The following is a 16,196-nucleotide window of genomic DNA, read 5'->3' on the forward strand; positions in this document are numbered from 1 at the left end:
CCTAACCCCTCCCGCAAGCGGGAGGGGGATTGTCAGCGCTTCCCGCTCACCCAGCCAAAAAAGCGCGGTACCGCGCCATTGCGCGCCATCCACTCCGAATAAACCTGATAATCCGGGTCCATCCCGAGATGCCGCTCCTCGGTCTTCGCGCGCCAATAATAGACCCCGCTGACCACCCCCATCAGGATCGTCGCGCGCGCCGCATCGACGAACGACCCCGTCGTCAGCACCGGAATCGTCGAGATCCACCAGAACAGATTCTTCGACAGATAGGCCGGATGGCGCGAGAAAGCGTAGGGGCCATGCGTCAGGATCCCGCGGTTGGTCAGGTTCGAAAAACGGAAGCCGAACGCCACCGTCGCCCAGGCGTAGATCGCGGTCAGGCCGACGAGCACCACGCCGATCGGGATCAGGATCGCGGGATGCCCGGCGAACCAGGTCGACCAGCCATCCGAGCCATAGGTCCCGGGATGGTAATCGAGCGGGCCGCCATCGGCCATCAGCGTGAACGGCGGATAGCAGATCAGCGCCGCCATCCATGCCGCGGCGAACGGGTTGGCGCTGCGGATGTGCGAATCGAGCGGGCGGAAAGTGAGGATATAGCCCGCGGTCGCGAACGCGCAGTCGATCACGAACATGAAGCCAATCAGCCAATTGGCGAGCGCGACCGGATTGCGCAGCACCTCCGACAGATTACCGCGGATGAAGCCGGAAAAGCCCGGCGGCACCACCGCGAGCATGAAGGCCAGGAAGAACGCCTTCACCCCCCAGCTGCGTAAATGGTTGAAGATCGCCTCGCGGTCGATCGGCTCGTCGAGCCCCATCAGCCACGCACCGAGCGCCCAGCAGCCGTCCTTGGGCTGTTCGAGCCGGCGGTCGAGCCACGGAATGTAGACGATCGAGCCGAGGAACAGCACCGGCGCCGCGACGCCGAAACACTGCATCGCGAACGGAAAGCCACCCCATTGGTAGCTCCAATAGAAGCGTCCCACGCCATAGATCAGCGCGATCCCGGCCCAGGTCAGCCACAATCCGGCAAGCTTGGTGAGCGACAGGTCGAGCGTCTCGCGCCACGGCTTCGGCGCGGACCAGTCGATCCCGGTCGAGGCGCGGAGGTGAACCTTGTCGATCAGCACCGCCCACAGCACCATCGGCAGCGCGCACGCCGCGATATTGACGAGCGCAGCGTACGGCCCGTCCATCCCGACAGTGCGCGCGACCGCGACCCAGGCGAACAGCCCGAGCAACCCGGCGAGCCCGCAGCCGGTGCTCACCGCCGAAGCCGGTCGCGGGTCGGCGGCGCGCGCGGCGCGCGCAAGGGCGGTGTCGTGGAACATCACCGCCTTGGGTAGCCGCGAAGGGTTAGAAGCGGGTTAAGGATCATCGTGCGTCCGCCCGCTCCCATTCGGTCAGCCGCGCAACATACGGATGATCGCGGAGAAATCGAGCCCGCCCTGCCCGTCGTCGGCAAACCGCTGGTACAGTTCGGCGGCCTTTGCCCCCATCGGCGTATCGGCGCCGGTATCGCCCGCTGCTGCGGCGGCGAGCTTGAGGTCCTTGAGCATCAGCGCGGTCGCGAAGCCGCCTTGATAGTCGTGATCAGCGGGGGTGTCGGGGCCGACGCCGGGGACCGGGCAATAGCGCGTCATCGACCAGCTCTGGCCCGAAGCGACGCTCGAAATGTCGTAGAAGGTCTGCGGGTCGAGCCCGAGCTTCTCGGCGAGCAGGAACGCCTCGCACGTCGCCACCATCGTCGCGCCGAGCAGCATGTTGTTGGCGATCTTGGCGGCCTGGCCGGTGCCGTTGGCGCCGGCGTGGATGACGGCCTTGCCCATCGCGGCGAGGATCGGTTGCGCGCGTTCGAACGCCTCGGCGCTACCGCCGACCATGAAGGTCAGCGTGCCGGCATTGGCAGCGCCGATCCCGCCCGAGACGGGGGCATCGACCGCGGTGAGGCCCTTGGCCTGCGCCGCCTCGGCGACGCGCTTGGCGGTGGCGACGTCGATCGTCGAGCAATCGATCAGCAACGTCGAGGGGGCGACGTTGGCGGCGAAGAGGTCGGCGTAGACGGCTTCGACATGCGCGCCGGCGGGCAGCATCGTGACGATCGCCTCGGCGCCGTCGGCGGCCTCGGCGACGGAACTTGCGGGAACGCAGCCGGCAGCTTTGGCGCGATCGAGCGCGTCCTGCGACAGATCGAAAGCGCGGACGTCGTGGCCGGCCTTGGCGAGGTTCGCGGCCATCCCGCCGCCCATGTTGCCGAGCCCGATGAAAGCGATGCGTGTCATTTTTCTCTCCTACGTCTTCTTACTCCCCTCCCGCCTGCGGGAGGGGTTGGGGGTGGGGCGTGACCGAGAGCGCACCGGTTGCTGCACGCCCCACCCCTAGCCCCTCCCGCAAGCGGGAGGGGGATTGCCGTCATTTCCCCGTCCAGGTCCCGGCCCGCTTCTCGACGAACGCGCTCATCCCCTCGCTCTGGTCATCCGTCCCGAACAGCGCATGGAACAGCCGCCGCTCGAATTGCACGCCCATCGCGAGGCTCGTCTCGAACGCCGCATTGACCATCTCCTTGTTCGCCAGCACCGCGAGCGGCGCCATCCCGGCGATCGTCGTCGCGGTCTTGACCGCTTCCTCGACCAGCTCGGCGGCGGGCACGACGCGCGAGACGAGCCCGGCGCGTTCGGCTTCGGCGGCGTCCATCATCCGGCCGGTGAGGCACATCTCCATCGCCTTGGCCTTGCCGACCGCGCGGGTGAGGCGCTGCGAGCCGCCCATGCCGGGCGACACCGCGAGCTTGACCTCGGGCTGGCCGAACTTGGCCGAGTCGGCGGCGAGGATGAAGTCGCACATCATCGCCAGCTCGCAACCGCCGCCGAGCGCATAGCCCGATACCGCGGCGATGATCGGCTTGCGGGTGCGCGTGAAGCGATCCCAGCCGGCGAAGAAATCATGCGCGTACATGTCGGCAAAGCCCTGCGCCTGCATCTCCTTGATGTCGGCGCCCGCGGCGAACGCCTTCTCGCTGCCGGTGATCACGGCGCAGCCCTGCCCCGGATCGGCGTCGAACGCCGCCATCGCCGCGAGCAGGTCGGCGAGGATCTGGCTGTTGAGCGCGTTGAGCGCCTGCGGGCGGTTGAGCGTGACGAGCGTCACGCGGCCGCGCTGTTCGACGAGGAGGGTTTCGTAGGTCATTCGTCTCTCCGTCGCCCCGGCGAAGGCCGGGGCCGTTGGGTGGTGCGCGCGACGCCTGCCGCGCGCGAGGATAGAGCGGCCCCGGTCTACGCCGGGGTGACGATCAGCCGGGCGTCCATTCCTCGGCCGCGGGTAGCGGCGCGAAGATCTGGTCGAGCACGTGATCGCTCACCCCCTCGGGCGTCGCCGGGTCCCAGCGCGGGGCATTGTCCTTGTCGACGATCGCCGCGCGGACGCCCTCGAGGAAATCGTGCCGCTGCACGACATGCGCGCCGACGGCATATTCCTGGCGCATCTCGTCCTCGAAGGTCGGCATCGCGGCGCCTTCGTGGAGCAGCCGCAGCGACACCTTCATCGTCTGCGGCGATTTCGTTTTCAGCGTGGCGAACTGGGCGAGCGCCCATTCACCGCCATCGGCCTCGAGCGCGGCATAGATTTCCTCGAGCACGTCCGAGGCGAACAGCCGGTCGATCTCGTCGCGGTGCGCGAGAATCCGCGCTTCGGGCGGCGATATGGCCAGATCGTCGAGCGTTGCGGCCAGTGTCGCCGGGTCCGCCGCGATCCGCGCCTTGGCGTCGTCGAGCGCCGCGCCTGGTAGATAGTGCGTGGCGAGGCCAAGCGCGAGGCACTCGGCACCGTCGAGCCGATGGCCGGTCAGCGCGAGATACTGGCCGATCCGCCCGGGCAACCGCGACAGATACCAGCCACCGCCGACATCGGGGAACAGGCCGATGCCGGTCTCGGGCATCGCGAACTTGGTGTTCTCGGTCGCGATGCGGTGTTCGCACGGGCACGCGAGCCCGACACCCCCGCCCATCGTGATGCCGTCCATGAAGGCGACCGTCGGCTTGGCGTAGGTGAACAGGCGGTGGTTGAGGCGGTATTCGGTGTGGAAGAAGCGCCGCGCTTCCGCGCCATCGCCGGCGCCGCTTTCGGCGAGCATGCGGATGTCCCCGCCGGCGCAGAAGCCGCGGCCTTCGGCGTGGTCCAGGAGTATGACTTCGATTGCCGGGTCGGTGCGCCAGGTGTCTAGCGCTTCGAGCATGGCTTCGCACATCGGGGTGGTGAGGGCGTTGAGCGCCTTCGGGCGGTTGAGGCGGATACGGGCGACCCTGCCCTCAATCTGAGTAAAAACGTCGCTCATAATCCCTCTCCCACCGGGAGAGGGTGGCCGAGCGGAGCGAGGTCGGGTGAGGGCAGCCCACGCCAGTAAGACGCGCTGCCCTCACCCTTCCCACTCGGCTGCGCCGAGCGGGCCCCTTCCCTCTCCCACGGGGAGAGGGAGTTAAGAGCACCCCCGCTCATTGCCGGGTCAGCTCGCGGCCGACGATCATCCGCATCACCTGGTTGGTCCCCTCGAGGATCGAATGCACGCGCAGGTCACGCCAGAAACGCTCGATCGGATAGTCCATCAGATAGCCGTAGCCGCCATGCAGCTGCAGCGCGCGGTCGGCGATCGCCGAGCCGCTGTCGGTCGCGAGCCGCTTGGCCATCGCGGCGAACTTGGTCTTGTCGGGCGCGTTCGCCGTCACCTTCGCCGCCGCCATGTAGAGCAGCGCACGCGCCGCCTCCAAATCGGTCGCCATGTCGGCGAGCGTGAACTGCGTGTTCTGGAAATCGGCGATCGCGGTGCCGAACTGCTTGCGGTCGCGCGTATAGCCGATCGCCTCGTCGAGGCAGCGCTGCGCGCCGCCGAGCGAGCAGGCGCCGATGTTGAGCCGCCCGCCGTCGAGCCCCATCATCGCGATGCGGAACCCCTCACCCTCACCGCCAACAAGATTTTCAGCCGGCACGCGCACGCCGTCGAAGGTCACCTGGCGCGTCGGCTGCGAATGCCAGCCGAGCTTGCGCTCGTTCGCGCCGAAGCTGACGCCGGGCATGTCCTTCTCGATCACCAGACATGAAATGCCCTTTGGCCCTTCGACGCCGGTGCGGACCATCGTCACATAGACTTCGTTCTCGCCCGCGCCCGAGATGAACTGCTTGCTGCCGGTGACGATGTAATGGTCGCCCCCCCCATCAGTGGCGCGCACCGCCTTGGTCTTCAACGCAGCCGCGTCCGAACCCGAGCCGGGTTCGGTCAGGCAATAGCTGGCGATCCGGTCCATCGTGACCAGGTCGGGCAGATACTTGTCCTTGACGCCCTGCGCGCCGAACCGATCGATCATCCAGCTCGCCATGTTATGGATCGAGATGAACGCGCTGGTCGACGGACAGCCATAGGCCATCGCCTCCATGATCAGCGCCGCCTCGAGCCGACCGAGATTGATGCCGCCCGATTCCTCCGACACGTAGATCGCGGCGAACCCCAATTCGGCTGCCGCCTTGATCGTCTCGCGCGGGAAGATGTGCTTCTCGTCCCACTCTGCCGCGTGCGGGGTGATCCGGTCGGCGGTGAATTTCCGCGCGAGATCCTGGATCTCGCGCTGGTCGTCGGTGAGGTCGAACTGGTCGGTCATGCAGCAATCCCTATCCGCGGCATGCGCGGCGTTACAAAGGCGGTCGACGCACAGACGCGCCGCCGTGGACGGAGTTTCACCGGACAGCGCCGGTGCGAAGGCGCTCGCGCCACGACCGTCCCCACGGCCGATACGCGGTGCAGGACCCGCTGCGCGAACAGCCGATTGGCGAGCGCCACATCGTTGCGCGCGTAATATAGCGGCCCGCCGACGCCTTTCCGCCATGCGAGCGCCTCGGGCAAGGTGCCGTTCGCGCTGACGAACGCACTGGTATCGTGATAGAGCGGATCGGCAAAGGCGGCGTCGGCGGTGACGATCTGCCAGCCTTCGCCGCGCAGACCCGCCACCAGATCGGGCAGATAGCGCGCGGCAAGATCGGTCTCGTGGAGCAACAGCACGTGCGGCGCCGACCGGCCGATCGTGCGGCGCAGCAACGCGTCGGAGAAATCGGCGGACTGCAGCATCGTCTCGACATAGAGGTCGCGCAACGCCGCTTCGTCGATCGCGAGACCGGCGCGTTTCGCGGCGATCGTCTGGCCTTCGATGTTCCAGTCCGAGCCATCGACCGAGACCCAGGCGATCTGCAATCCGCGCGCAGTCAGGCCATCGACCACCGCGCGCCGCTTCGCCACGTCACGACCGCCCTGATTGAGGCCGGGAAAGCGGAACCACGGACGATAGCCGGGCCGCCCTTTCAGCCAGCTTTCGGCTTTGTCGATATCTGCAAGGAAGCTCGCGGCCGGCATGGTGGCGAGATCATGGTGCGAAAAGCTGTGATCGCCCACGACATGGCCCGCGTCGACATAAGCAGCGAGCCGCGCGCTGCCCCCCGCCGGGCCGATCCGCCCCGGATTGGCGAAGAAGGCAGCCTGCTCGACACCTGCATCATGCAATGCGGCGATCAGCAGCCGCGTCCGCTGGTCGGGGGTGTAAAAGGCGCCCGGCCCGCGCGGAACATCGTCGAAGGTGAAGGCGATCCGTTTGCCGGGGCGCAACCAGGGCGGCGAGCGCTCGAGGCTCACCGCGGTCGGCACGCCGATCACGACGATCGCGCTCGCCAGCAGCGTGACGCGGAAGCGGTGGAACAGACGCTCGCGCCGCGACGGCGCCGGGCGCCGCCGCTTGCGCGTCATCCGCCAGAGGAGCCCCCCGCGCCGCACGTCTTACCCCATCGTCGGGATGACGAAGGCGTTCGCGCCATCGCCCACACCACCGTCGGGCCAGCGCTGCGTCACGGTCTTGACCTTGGTCCAGAACTTGACGCCTTCCATGCCGTGCTGGTTGGTGTCGCCGAACGCCGAGCGCTTCCAGCCGCCGAAGGTGTGGTAGGCGACCGGCACCGGGATCGGCACGTTGATGCCGACCATCCCGACATTCACGCGCGCGGCGAATTCGCGCGCGGCGTGGCCGTTGCGCGTGAAGATCGCGACGCCGTTGCCGTATTGATGCTCGCTCGGCAGGCGCAGCGCATGCTCGAAATCGTCGGCGCGGACGATCTGGAGGACCGGACCGAAGATCTCTTCCTTATAGGCCGACATCTCGGGCGTGACGTGATCGAACAGCGACGGGCCGATGAAGAAGCCCTTCTCATGGCCCTGCAATTCGAAGCCGCGGCCGTCGACGACGAGCTCGGCGCCCTCGTCGACCCCGGTCTGGATCCATTGCTCGATCCGGCTGCGATGCGCGGCATTCACGACCGGGCCGTAATGCGCGTCGGTGTCGGTCGAGACGCCCACGCGGAGCGCCGCGATCGCCGGGATCAGCTTCTCGCGCAAGCGCTCCGCGGTCTTCTCGCCGACCGGCACCACCACCGGCAGCGCCATGCAGCGCTCGCCCGCGCTGCCGAACGCCGCGCCCGAGAGGTCGGCGACGACCTGATCGAGATCGGCGTCGGGCATGACGATGCCGTGATTCTTCGCACCGCCCATCGCCTGGACGCGCTTGCCCGCCGCGACGCCGCGCTTGTAGACATAATGCGCGATGTCGGACGAGCCGACGAAGCTGACCGCGCTGATCGCGGGATGATCGAGGATCGCATCGACCATTTCCTTGTCGCCATGGACGACCTGGAGGATGCCCTCGGGCAGGCCCGCTTCGGCGAACAGCTCGGCGAGCCGCACCGGCACCGACGGATCGCGTTCGGACGGTTTCAGCAGGAAGGCGTTGCCCGTAGCTATCGCCACGCCCGACATCCACAGCGGGATCATCGCCGGGAAGTTGAACGGGGTGATCCCAGCCCCGATGCCGAGCGGCTGACGCATCGAATAGACGTCGATGCCGGGGCCTGCGCCCTGGGTATATTCGCCCTTCAGCACATGCGGGATGCCGCAGCAGAATTCGATCACCTCGAGCCCGCGCTGGATGTCGCCCTTCGAATCGGCGATCACCTTGCCATGCTCGGACGAGAGCAGATGCGCGAGCTCGTCCATATGCGCCTCGACCAACGCCTTGAAGTTGAACATCACGCGCGCGCGGCGCTGCGGGTTGGTCGCCGCCCAGCCCGGCTGCGCCTTCAGCGCCGCGGCGACGGCGGCGTCGAGCGTCGCCTGTGTGCCAAGGTTGACGCTGGCCTGGACCTGGCCGGTATTGGGGTCGAACACGTCGCCGGTCCGCGCCGCGCCGCCGCCCGACAAGCCGACGATGTGATGGTCGATGATCCGCATGGCATACTCTCCGTTATTGCGACGCTCTTTCGACCAATTTTGCGGGCGCGCCAAGCCCATCTGGTTTCCGATGTAACGGCCTGGCGTCCGATCGCATCGCGTCGTCCCAGCGAAAGCTGGATCGACGTGCCAGCGGGAGATGCCAGCTCTTGCTGGCATGCCGGTGGGGTTGGCGCCAATTTTCCGCGCGGCACCGCGTCACGCGCCGGGCACAAGGGCAAGGCCTGCATCTTGCGCCCACGGCAGCACCGCGCTAACCGGGGCACATCGCCGCACATGCGTGCGCTGAGCCGGCGAGCGGGTATAGTACAATGGTAGTACAGCAGCCTTCCAAGCTGAATACACGGGTTCGATTCCCGTTACCCGCTCCACGGCTAACCCGGTGACAATTAGCTTCGCGCAAGCACAACAGGCGATCGTCGCGGTCGGGCGCTGGCTCGACGGCAAGGGCTGGGCGCCGGCGACCTCGGGCAATTATTCGGCGCGGCTCGACGACGGCAGTTTCGCGGTGACGGTGTCGGGCCGGCACAAGGGCCGCCTGACGCCCGACGACGTGATGCGAGTCGATACGCAAGGCGCCGCGCTCGACGGCAAAAAGCCGTCGGCCGAAACCGCTTTGCACCTCGCTCTGTACCGCGCCTTCCCTGCGGTCGGTGCGGTGCTCCATAGCCACTCGCCCGACGCGGTCGGACTCAGCCGCGCGGTGCTCGGCGACGATTATGCGCTGGCGGGCCACGAAATGCTCAAGGCGCTGCCGGGAATCGCGACGCACGATACCGCGGTCACGCTGCCGATCGTCGCGAACAGCCAGGACATGGCCGAGATCGACGCCGCAATCTCACCGCGATTGCTGGCGCCCGGCGCGATCCCCGCCTATCTCATCCGCAGCCACGGCCTGTACGGCTGGGGCCGCGACATGGCCGAGGCCGAGCGCGTGATCGAGGCGATCGAATGGATGATCGCCGCCGAACGCGCCGAAAGGAGCTTTCGATGAGCCGCTTGCAGGTCTTTGCCGAAACCGACGGCGCAGCGCCGCTGCTCGACACGCGCGACGCTGCGGCGATCGCCGCGGCGCTCGCCACGATCGGCGTGCGCTTCGAACGCTGGCCGCTCAGGCCGCTCGCTGCCGATAGCGACATTCTCGCGGTCTATGCCGAGGAGGTCGATCGCTTGACCGCGCAGGGCGGCTATCGCTCGATCGACGTCGCGGCAATTGCGCCCGATCATCCCGAGCGCGACGCGCTTCGCGGCAAATTCCTGTCTGAGCATACGCATGGCGAGGATGAGGTCCGCTTCTTCGTCGAAGGCGAAGGGCTGTTCACCCTCCATCACGACGATCGCGTGTTCGCCATGCTGTGCAGCGCGGGGGATCTGATCTCGGTGCCGGCGGGGATGCGCCACTGGTTCGACATGGGGGCCACGCCGCGCTTCACCGCGATCCGGCTGTTCGTCAATCCCGACGGCTGGATCGCGCGCTTCACCGGCAGCGACATCGCCGCGCGCTTTCCGCGGCTCGAGCCCGCGTGAAGGCGATCCTCACCGATATCGAGGGGACGACGTCGAGCATCGCCTTCGTCGCGGACGTCCTCTTCCCCTATGCGCGGACGCATCTCGCAGACTATGTTACCGCGCATCCGGTCGAGACGGCACCGATCCTGACAGAGGTCGCAGCGACCGAGCCGGGCGATCCGGTGAAGACCTTGCTCCGCTGGATCGACGAGGACCGCAAGGCGACGCCGCTCAAGGCGCTGCAAGGCATGATCTGGGCCGACGGCTATGCCGCGGGCGCGTTCACCGGGCATGTTTATTCCGATGCGGTGGCAGGCCTGCGGCGCTGGCACGCTGCGGGGGTGAAGCTCTACGTCTTCTCCTCGGGTTCGGTGGCGGCGCAGAAGCTTCTCTTCGGGCATAGCGACGCAGGCGATCTGACGCCCCTCTTCCGGTGCTATTTCGACACGACGACCGGACCGAAGCGCGAGGCGGCGTCGTACGCGGCGATCGCTCAGGCGATTGGCGAGGACGCGCAGGACATCTTGTTCCTGTCGGATACGCCCGCGGAGATCGCGGCGGCGCGGACGGCGGGGATGGCGGCACGGCTGATCGATCGCGCCGGACCGCGCGGCGACATCGCCAGCTTCGACGAAGTCGCCCTCCCCGCTTTCGCGCCTCGGCCATCGGCGCCTGCCACGACCGAGGAAGCGCGATGAAGCTCGACGGTACGCATCAACGCTCGATCCGGCGCACCTCGGATGGCAAGGGCGTCTGCATCCTCGACCAGCGCGAACTCCCCTGGACGGTCAAATGGGTCGAGCTGCGCCACGCGCACGACGCCGAAGTCGCGATCCGCGAGATGTGGACGCGCGGCGCACCGCTGATCGGCGCGACCGCGGCCTATGGCCTGGCGATGGCGCTCGCCGAGGACGGATCGGACGCCGCGCTCGACCGGGCCCATGCGCAATTGCTCGCCGCACGGCCGACCGCGGTGAACCTCAAATGGGCGCTCGACACGGTTTTAGCCACGGTCCGCCCCCTCCCCGCCGCTGAGCGCGGCGCCGCCGCCTTCGCGCGCGCCGATGCGATCTGCGACGAGGATGTCGCGCTCAACCAGGCGATCGGCGCGCATGGGCTGGCGCTGTTTCGCGACCTCCACGCGAAGAACCCCGACCGCGCGCTCAACGTGCTGACGCATTGCAACGCCGGCTGGCTCGCGACGGTCGATTACGGCACCGCGACCGCGCCGATCTATCTCGCGCACGATGCCGGCATCCCGGTGCACGTCTGGGTCGACGAGACGCGCCCGCGCAATCAGGGCGCGCTGCTTACCGCGTTCGAGCTCGCCGGGCATGGCGTGCCGCACACCGTGATCGCCGACAATGCGGGCGGGCATCTGATGATGACCGGTCAGGTCGATGCGGTGATCGTCGGCACCGATCGCGTCACCGCCAATGGCGACGTCTGCAACAAGATCGGCACCTATCTCAAGGCACTCGCCGCGAAGGACAACGGCGTGCCCTTCTATGTCGCTTTGCCCTACACGACCTTCGACGCCGCGACCGCGACCGGTGCCGACATTCCGATCGAGGAGCGCTCGGGCGCGGAAGTGACGCATGTCAGCGGCGAAGGCGGTTCGATCCGAGTCACCGCGTCGAACGCTGCCAATCCGGCGTTCGACGTTACCCCGGCGCGGTTGGTGACGGGGTATCTGACCGAGCGGGGTTTGCTCGCATCGATCTAGGCACCACCGCTACGGCCGCCGCGTCATCCGCTCGAGCGCGGCGTCGAGCGTCGCGTCCTGCTTGGCGAAGCAGAGGCGCACCACGCTGGTGACCGCATCCTCGGCATAGAAAGCCGAAACCGGGATCGTCGCCACGCCGGCCTGCTCGATCAGCCATTCGGCGAAGGCGACGTCGTCCAGCGCGATCCCCGAGGCGGCGAGATCGATATTGAGGAAATAGGTCGCCGCACTCGGCAGCACGGCATAGCCGAGCTTGGTCAGCCCGTCCGCCAGCCGATCGCGCGAGCGCTGGTAGCCGGCGCGCATGTCCTCGAAATAGGCAGGATCCTTGCTCAATCCGTACGCCACGGCGGCCTGCAGATTGGGCGGCGTGGTGAAGGTGAGGAATTGATGCGCCTTGGCGAGTACCGAAGAGATCGCCGGGGTCGCGCACATCCAGCCGACCTTCCAGCCCGTGAGCGAGAAGATCTTGCCGGCCGAGCCGATCTTGACGGTGCGGTTCCGCATGCCGGGCATGGTCATCAGCGAGCGATGCTGTGCGCCGTCGAATACGACATGCTCCCACACTTCGTCGCAGATCGCGATCGCGTCGTGGCTCGTGCAGAAATCGGCGAGCAGCGACAGTTCGGCGGGCGAGATCATCGTGCCGGTCGGGTTGAGCGGCGAATTGAGCAACACCAGCCGCGTTCGCGCGCTCGCCACCGCCGCGAGCGCTTCCGCGGTGATGCGCCATTCGGGCGGCTCGAGCCGTACGAGCTTGGCCACCCCGCCGGCCTGACGCACCAGCGGCAGATAGGCGTCGTAGAGCGGCTGGAACATCACCACTTCGTCGCCGGGGGTGACGAGCGCGAAGATCGCCGCCGCCAGCGCCTCGGTCGCGCCCGAGGTGACGATCACCTCGCCCGGATCGAGATCGAGCGCCTGATGGACACGGTAATGCTCCGCGACCGCCGCCCGCGAAGCAGGGGTGCCGGCCATCGGCGGATATTGATTCGACTCTTCGAGCAAAGCGCGTGCCGCCTCGGCGAGCACGTCCGCGGGCCCCCGCCCGTCGGGGAAGCCCTGTCCGAGGTTGATCGCCCCGGTCGCCCGCGCGCGCGCCGACATCGCTTCGAAGATGGTGGTGCCGAGCCCGGCATAGAGGGGATTCATCGCCGGAAATCCCCGCGAACTATGGTGGACAGGGTAGGGTTCGAACCTACGTAGGAGAAACTCCGGCAGATTTACAGTCTGCTGCCTTTAACCACTCGGCCACCTGTCCCCAGGTGCGCTTCGAAAAGCGAGGCGTGCCAATGCCGACCGCGTGCGCGCCTGTCAACCGCGATAGCGCAGAAAGCCGCAAGGCTTGCACGCGGGCCCTGCGGCGCATACCCGTGCGGACCTATTCGCTGTGTCGATCGAAGGTTTTCGCAATGGTTCGTTTCTCCACCCTTTCCGTCGGCGGGATCGCCTGATGCCCGCCCGTCGCGGACACCGCCCGTCGAAAGCCCCCGTCGGGCGCCCACGTTTCTGGGGGCGCCACGCGGTCATCGCCGCGCTCGAGAATCCAGAGCGTGTCGTGCGGAAGATCTGGGCGACGCGCGAGGCGATCGCCAATATCGAGTTCAATCCGGCGATTCCGATCGTCTACGCGCAGGCGACCGACCTAGCGCGCCTCGTGCCCGGCGACGCGCCGCACCAGGGGCTCGTAATCGAGGTCGATCCGCTCGAAGATATCTGGCTCGCCGATCTGCTCGAGCAGGGCGCCGGCGACCAGCGTCCGCTCCTGATTCTCGACGGCGTGACCGATCCGCACAATGTCGGCGCGATCCTGCGCTCGGCGGCGGCGTTCGACGCGCTCGGCATCGTCACGCCCGATCGCAACGCGCCGCCCGAATCGGGGACGATCGCGCGCTCGGCCTCGGGTGCGCTCGAGCTCGTGCCATGGGTGCGCGTCACCAACCTCGCGCGCGCCTTGGAGGAAATTGCCGAGGCGGGGTTCTGGCGGATCGGCCTTACGGGCGATTCGGAGCAGACCTTGGCAAAGGCGATGGGCACGCAGCGCATCGCACTCGTGCTCGGCGCCGAGGGCGAAGGCATGCGGCAGAACACCGCGGCGCATTGCGACGAGCTCGCCAAGCTGCCGATCTCGGACAAGATCGAGAGCCTCAACGTGTCGAACGCCGCGGCGATCGCGCTGTACGCGGTCGCGACGCGGTAAAACGCCACGACCATCCCGTCACCCTCGCGAAAGCGAGGGTCCCGCTTCTTCTGCCGGCGGCGGGGCCAGGCAGCGGGATCCCCGCTTTCGCGGGGACGACGGGCGTGGAGCTCAGTCTTCCGCCGCGATCGTGACCTTCAGCCCGTCGAGCGCATCGGTCATCGGCAGCTGGCACGACAGTCGCGAGGTCGCGGTGCGATCGGCCGACGAATCGAGCAGATCGTCCTCATCGGCGCTCATCTTGGGGAGTTTGTCGGCAAATTCCGGGTCGACATGGACATGGCACGTCGCGCACGAGCAGCAGCCGCCGCACAGCGCCAGGATCTCGTCGATCCCGGCGTCGCGAATCACTTCCATCACCGACAGCCCCGCTTCGCCATCGATCTCGCGCTCTTCGCCCTCGCGGGTCACAACGATAAGCTTGGGCATATGAGGTCCTTTACGATAGCGAATTTCCACCGCCATGCCGCCAGACGCAGCGCCGATCAAGGGATCACCGCATGGGCCTGAACGCCGACCAGTTGAAGACCGCGATGGACGAACTCGCGCGGCGCGAACCCGCGATCGCTGCGGCGCTCGCGCGCGTCGGCTATCCCGAGCCGCGGATCAGCGCGCGGGGCTACGCGACGCTCTTGCGCACGATCATCGGCCAGCAGGTCAGCACCAAGGCGGCGCAGTCGGTGTGGCACAAGCTCGAGGGGATCATCGGCGACCTGGACGACCCCGGCACCGTCACCCGGGCGAGCGATGAGCAGCTGCGCGAAGCCGGGCTGTCGCGCCAGAAGGCCGGCTATGCCCGCAGCCTCGCCGCGCTGGTGACGAGCGGCGAACTCGATCTGGCGAACCTGCCCGAAGACGACGAGGAGGCGATCGCCAAGCTCGTCGCAGTCAAGGGGATCGGGCGCTGGTCGGCAGAGATCTACCTGCTGTTCGCCGAGGGGCGGCTCGACATCTGGCCGGCGGGCGACCTCGCGATCCAGATCGAGATCGGGCGGATCCTCGGGCATGAGACACGCCCGAGCGAGAAACTGGTGCGCGAACTCGCCGAGCCGTGGCGCCCGCATCGCGGCGCGGCGGCGGTGTTCGCCTGGTACCATTATCAAAGCGACATGAAGGTGATTTGACGATGGCCAAGGCAGACCGCCTCGCCCGGCTCGACGACCGCCGGATCGAGGCCGAGACCGAGTATCACACGCTGCTGCACGACGCGTTGCAGCGCACCGCCGCGGGGCAGTTGCGGCTGTTCGGGCACGGCAAGGACAAGGCGCAGCTCGCCAAGGCGGCTCCGACCATCGCGGAACTGACCGAGCTCGGCGAAAGCGTCGATTCCTTGCGCGACCAATTGTCGCTCGAGCCGTTTGCCTTGCATGCGCGCTTCCTCGCCTCGCGTGGCGCCGTGAGCGCGCATGCGGTCGGCGAAGCGAAACAGGCACAGGCCTGGCTGGATCACTGGACGGAGACTCCCGCATGAGCAGCAAGTGGACACTCGGCATCATCGGCGGCTCGGGCCTCTATGCGATCGATGCGCTCGAGAACCCCGAATGGCGCCGTGTCGACACCCCCTGGGGGCCGCCGTCGGACGAATTGCTGTTCGGGTCGATCGGCGACGTCGATCTGGTGTTCCTCCCGCGCCACGGCCGCGGACATCGCATCAGCCCGTCCGAGCTCAACGCCCGCGCGAACATCGACGCGCTCAAGCGCAGCGGGTGCACTGATATCATCGCGATCTCTTCGATCGGGTCGCTGCGCGAGGAATTGCCGCCGGGGCATTTCGTCATCGTCGATCAGTTCATCGATCGGACCGTGGCGCGCGAGTCGAGCTTCTTCGGCACCGGCATGGTGGCGCACGTCTCGATGGCCGAGCCGGTCTGCCCGCGCCTCTCCGCCTTTGCCGCCGAGGCGGTGCATGCCGCGGGCGGGACGGTCGCCAAGGGCGCGACCTATCTCGCAATGGAGGGGCCGCAATTCTCGAGCCGAGCCGAAAGCCTGATGTACCGCCAATGGGGCGCCGACGTGATCGGCATGACAGCGATGCCCGAGGCCAAGCTCGCGCGCGAGGCCGAGCTGCCGTACGCGCTGATCGGGATGGTGACCGATTACGATTGCTGGCGCGAGGAAGCCGCGTTCGTCGAGGTGCATGAGGTGATCAAGCAGATGGGCGCGAACGGCGCGATCGCGCGGCAGACGGTCGCTGCATTGGTCGCAGCGCTGCCGGGGGAGCGGACGCCCTCGCCGCTCGACACGGTGCTCGATTACGCGCTGATCACCGCGCCCGAGGCGCGCGATCCGGCGGTGTTGGCGAAGCTCGATGCGGTGGCGGGTCGGGTGCTGTGATCTTCTAAAAAGCCCCTCCCCTTCAGGGGAGGGGTTGGAGTGGGGAAGTAACGGGCGCCGGCTCTCTGCGAGGCACGGCCCCACCCCCAACCCCTCCCCTGAAGGGGAGGGGC

The 16,196-nt window shown here is 67.7% G+C and carries 17 protein-coding genes and 2 tRNA genes; 9 read left to right on the top strand and 10 right to left on the bottom strand.

Going from position 1 to position 16,196, the window contains the following annotated elements:
- Window positions 1–32: 32 nt before the first annotated feature.
- The 7 genes from RH90_RS17820 to RH90_RS17850 all read right to left on the bottom strand — a co-directional run bounded on the left by RH90_RS17820 (window position 33) and on the right by RH90_RS17850 (window position 8,314).
- On the bottom strand, window positions 33–1,337 hold the full coding sequence (locus RH90_RS17820) for a methyltransferase family protein (protein WP_010187660.1): 1,305 nt from the start codon (window positions 1,335–1,337) through the stop codon (window positions 33–35).
- Between the two features lie 72 nt (window positions 1,338–1,409).
- Entirely contained in the window at window positions 1,410–2,288 is an 879-nt protein-coding gene (gene mmsB, locus RH90_RS17825; protein WP_010187662.1) for a 3-hydroxyisobutyrate dehydrogenase, read from the bottom strand.
- Between the two features lie 130 nt (window positions 2,289–2,418).
- Window positions 2,419–3,192: an enoyl-CoA hydratase gene (locus RH90_RS17830; protein WP_010187663.1), complete on the bottom strand. Its 774-nt coding sequence runs from the start codon at window positions 3,190–3,192 to the stop codon at window positions 2,419–2,421.
- A 103-nt stretch (window positions 3,193–3,295) separates the two neighbouring features.
- The gene (locus RH90_RS17835) at window positions 3,296–4,336 is read right to left on the bottom strand and encodes an enoyl-CoA hydratase/isomerase family protein (protein WP_010187664.1); all 1,041 of its coding nucleotides are present in this window, start codon (window positions 4,334–4,336) and stop codon (window positions 3,296–3,298) included.
- A gap of 157 nt (window positions 4,337–4,493) precedes the next feature.
- On the bottom strand, window positions 4,494–5,651 hold the full coding sequence (locus RH90_RS17840) for an acyl-CoA dehydrogenase family protein (RefSeq protein ID WP_010187665.1): 1,158 nt from the start codon (window positions 5,649–5,651) through the stop codon (window positions 4,494–4,496).
- A complete protein-coding gene (locus RH90_RS17845) occupies window positions 5,648–6,811 on the bottom strand; it encodes a polysaccharide deacetylase family protein (RefSeq protein WP_010187671.1) in 1,164 nt (387 codons plus the stop codon). The genes RH90_RS17840 and RH90_RS17845 overlap by 4 nt, the downstream gene beginning before the upstream one ends.
- A gap of 3 nt (window positions 6,812–6,814) precedes the next feature.
- Window positions 6,815–8,314 (bottom strand): CoA-acylating methylmalonate-semialdehyde dehydrogenase, encoded by a 1,500-nt coding sequence (locus RH90_RS17850; RefSeq protein WP_010187672.1) that lies wholly within the window; start codon window positions 8,312–8,314, stop codon window positions 6,815–6,817.
- 297 nt (window positions 8,315–8,611) lie between these two features.
- Here RH90_RS17850 and RH90_RS17855 point away from each other — a divergent pair.
- From RH90_RS17855 to mtnA, 5 genes are all read left to right on the top strand, one after another.
- Window positions 8,612–8,685: transfer RNA gene (locus tag RH90_RS17855), tRNA-Gly, on the top strand.
- An 11-nt stretch (window positions 8,686–8,696) separates the two neighbouring features.
- A complete protein-coding gene (locus tag RH90_RS17860; RefSeq protein ID WP_010187673.1) occupies window positions 8,697–9,308 on the top strand; it encodes a methylthioribulose 1-phosphate dehydratase in 612 nt (203 codons plus the stop codon).
- Entirely contained in the window at window positions 9,305–9,841 is a 537-nt protein-coding gene (locus RH90_RS17865; protein ID WP_010187674.1) for a 1,2-dihydroxy-3-keto-5-methylthiopentene dioxygenase, read from the top strand. Before RH90_RS17860 ends, RH90_RS17865 begins: the two co-directional genes overlap by 4 nt.
- The gene (gene mtnC / locus RH90_RS17870; RefSeq protein WP_010187675.1) at window positions 9,838–10,521 is read left to right on the top strand and encodes an acireductone synthase; all 684 of its coding nucleotides are present in this window, start codon (window positions 9,838–9,840) and stop codon (window positions 10,519–10,521) included. Before RH90_RS17865 ends, mtnC begins: the two co-directional genes overlap by 4 nt.
- Complete coding sequence (mtnA, locus tag RH90_RS17875) at window positions 10,518–11,549, top strand: S-methyl-5-thioribose-1-phosphate isomerase (RefSeq protein ID WP_010187677.1); 1,032 nt, start codon at window positions 10,518–10,520, stop codon at window positions 11,547–11,549. Before mtnC ends, mtnA begins: the two co-directional genes overlap by 4 nt.
- A 9-nt stretch (window positions 11,550–11,558) precedes the next feature.
- On the opposite strand, the gene RH90_RS17880 is transcribed toward mtnA, so the two are convergent.
- Both RH90_RS17880 and RH90_RS17885 read right to left on the bottom strand, forming a co-directional pair.
- A complete protein-coding gene (locus RH90_RS17880; RefSeq protein WP_010187680.1) occupies window positions 11,559–12,701 on the bottom strand; it encodes an aminotransferase in 1,143 nt (380 codons plus the stop codon).
- A gap of 22 nt (window positions 12,702–12,723) precedes the next feature.
- Window positions 12,724–12,810: transfer RNA gene (locus RH90_RS17885), tRNA-Tyr, on the bottom strand.
- A gap of 192 nt (window positions 12,811–13,002) precedes the next feature.
- On the opposite strand from RH90_RS17885, the gene rlmB reads away from it, so the two are divergent.
- The gene (gene rlmB, locus RH90_RS17890) at window positions 13,003–13,749 is read left to right on the top strand and encodes a 23S rRNA (guanosine(2251)-2'-O)-methyltransferase RlmB (RefSeq protein WP_010187681.1); all 747 of its coding nucleotides are present in this window, start codon (window positions 13,003–13,005) and stop codon (window positions 13,747–13,749) included.
- Between the two features lie 111 nt (window positions 13,750–13,860).
- Here the strand turns inward: rlmB and RH90_RS17895 are convergent, their stop codons facing one another.
- Window positions 13,861–14,178: a 2Fe-2S iron-sulfur cluster-binding protein gene (locus RH90_RS17895; RefSeq protein WP_010187682.1), complete on the bottom strand. Its 318-nt coding sequence runs from the start codon at window positions 14,176–14,178 to the stop codon at window positions 13,861–13,863.
- Window positions 14,179–14,249: 71 nt separating this feature from the next.
- Between RH90_RS17895 and RH90_RS17900 the strand changes: the two genes are divergently transcribed.
- The 3 genes from RH90_RS17900 to RH90_RS17910 are packed head-to-tail and all read left to right on the top strand — an operon-like array spanning window position 14,250 to window position 16,083.
- Window positions 14,250–14,873, top strand: a complete 624-nt coding sequence (locus RH90_RS17900; protein ID WP_010187683.1) for a DNA-3-methyladenine glycosylase family protein — start codon at window positions 14,250–14,252, stop codon at window positions 14,871–14,873.
- A 2-nt stretch (window positions 14,874–14,875) separates the two neighbouring features.
- Entirely contained in the window at window positions 14,876–15,220 is a 345-nt protein-coding gene (locus tag RH90_RS17905; RefSeq protein WP_010187684.1) for a hypothetical protein, read from the top strand.
- Window positions 15,217–16,083, top strand: coding sequence for an S-methyl-5'-thioadenosine phosphorylase (locus RH90_RS17910; RefSeq protein ID WP_010187685.1), 867 nt, complete (start codon window positions 15,217–15,219; stop codon window positions 16,081–16,083). The genes RH90_RS17905 and RH90_RS17910 overlap by 4 nt, the downstream gene beginning before the upstream one ends.
- Window positions 16,084–16,196 lie beyond the last annotated feature (113 nt).

It is taken from the genome of Sphingomonas sp. PAMC 26605 (genome assembly GCF_000241485.1).
In the GTDB taxonomy this organism is placed as follows: domain Bacteria; phylum Pseudomonadota; class Alphaproteobacteria; order Sphingomonadales; family Sphingomonadaceae; genus Sphingomonas.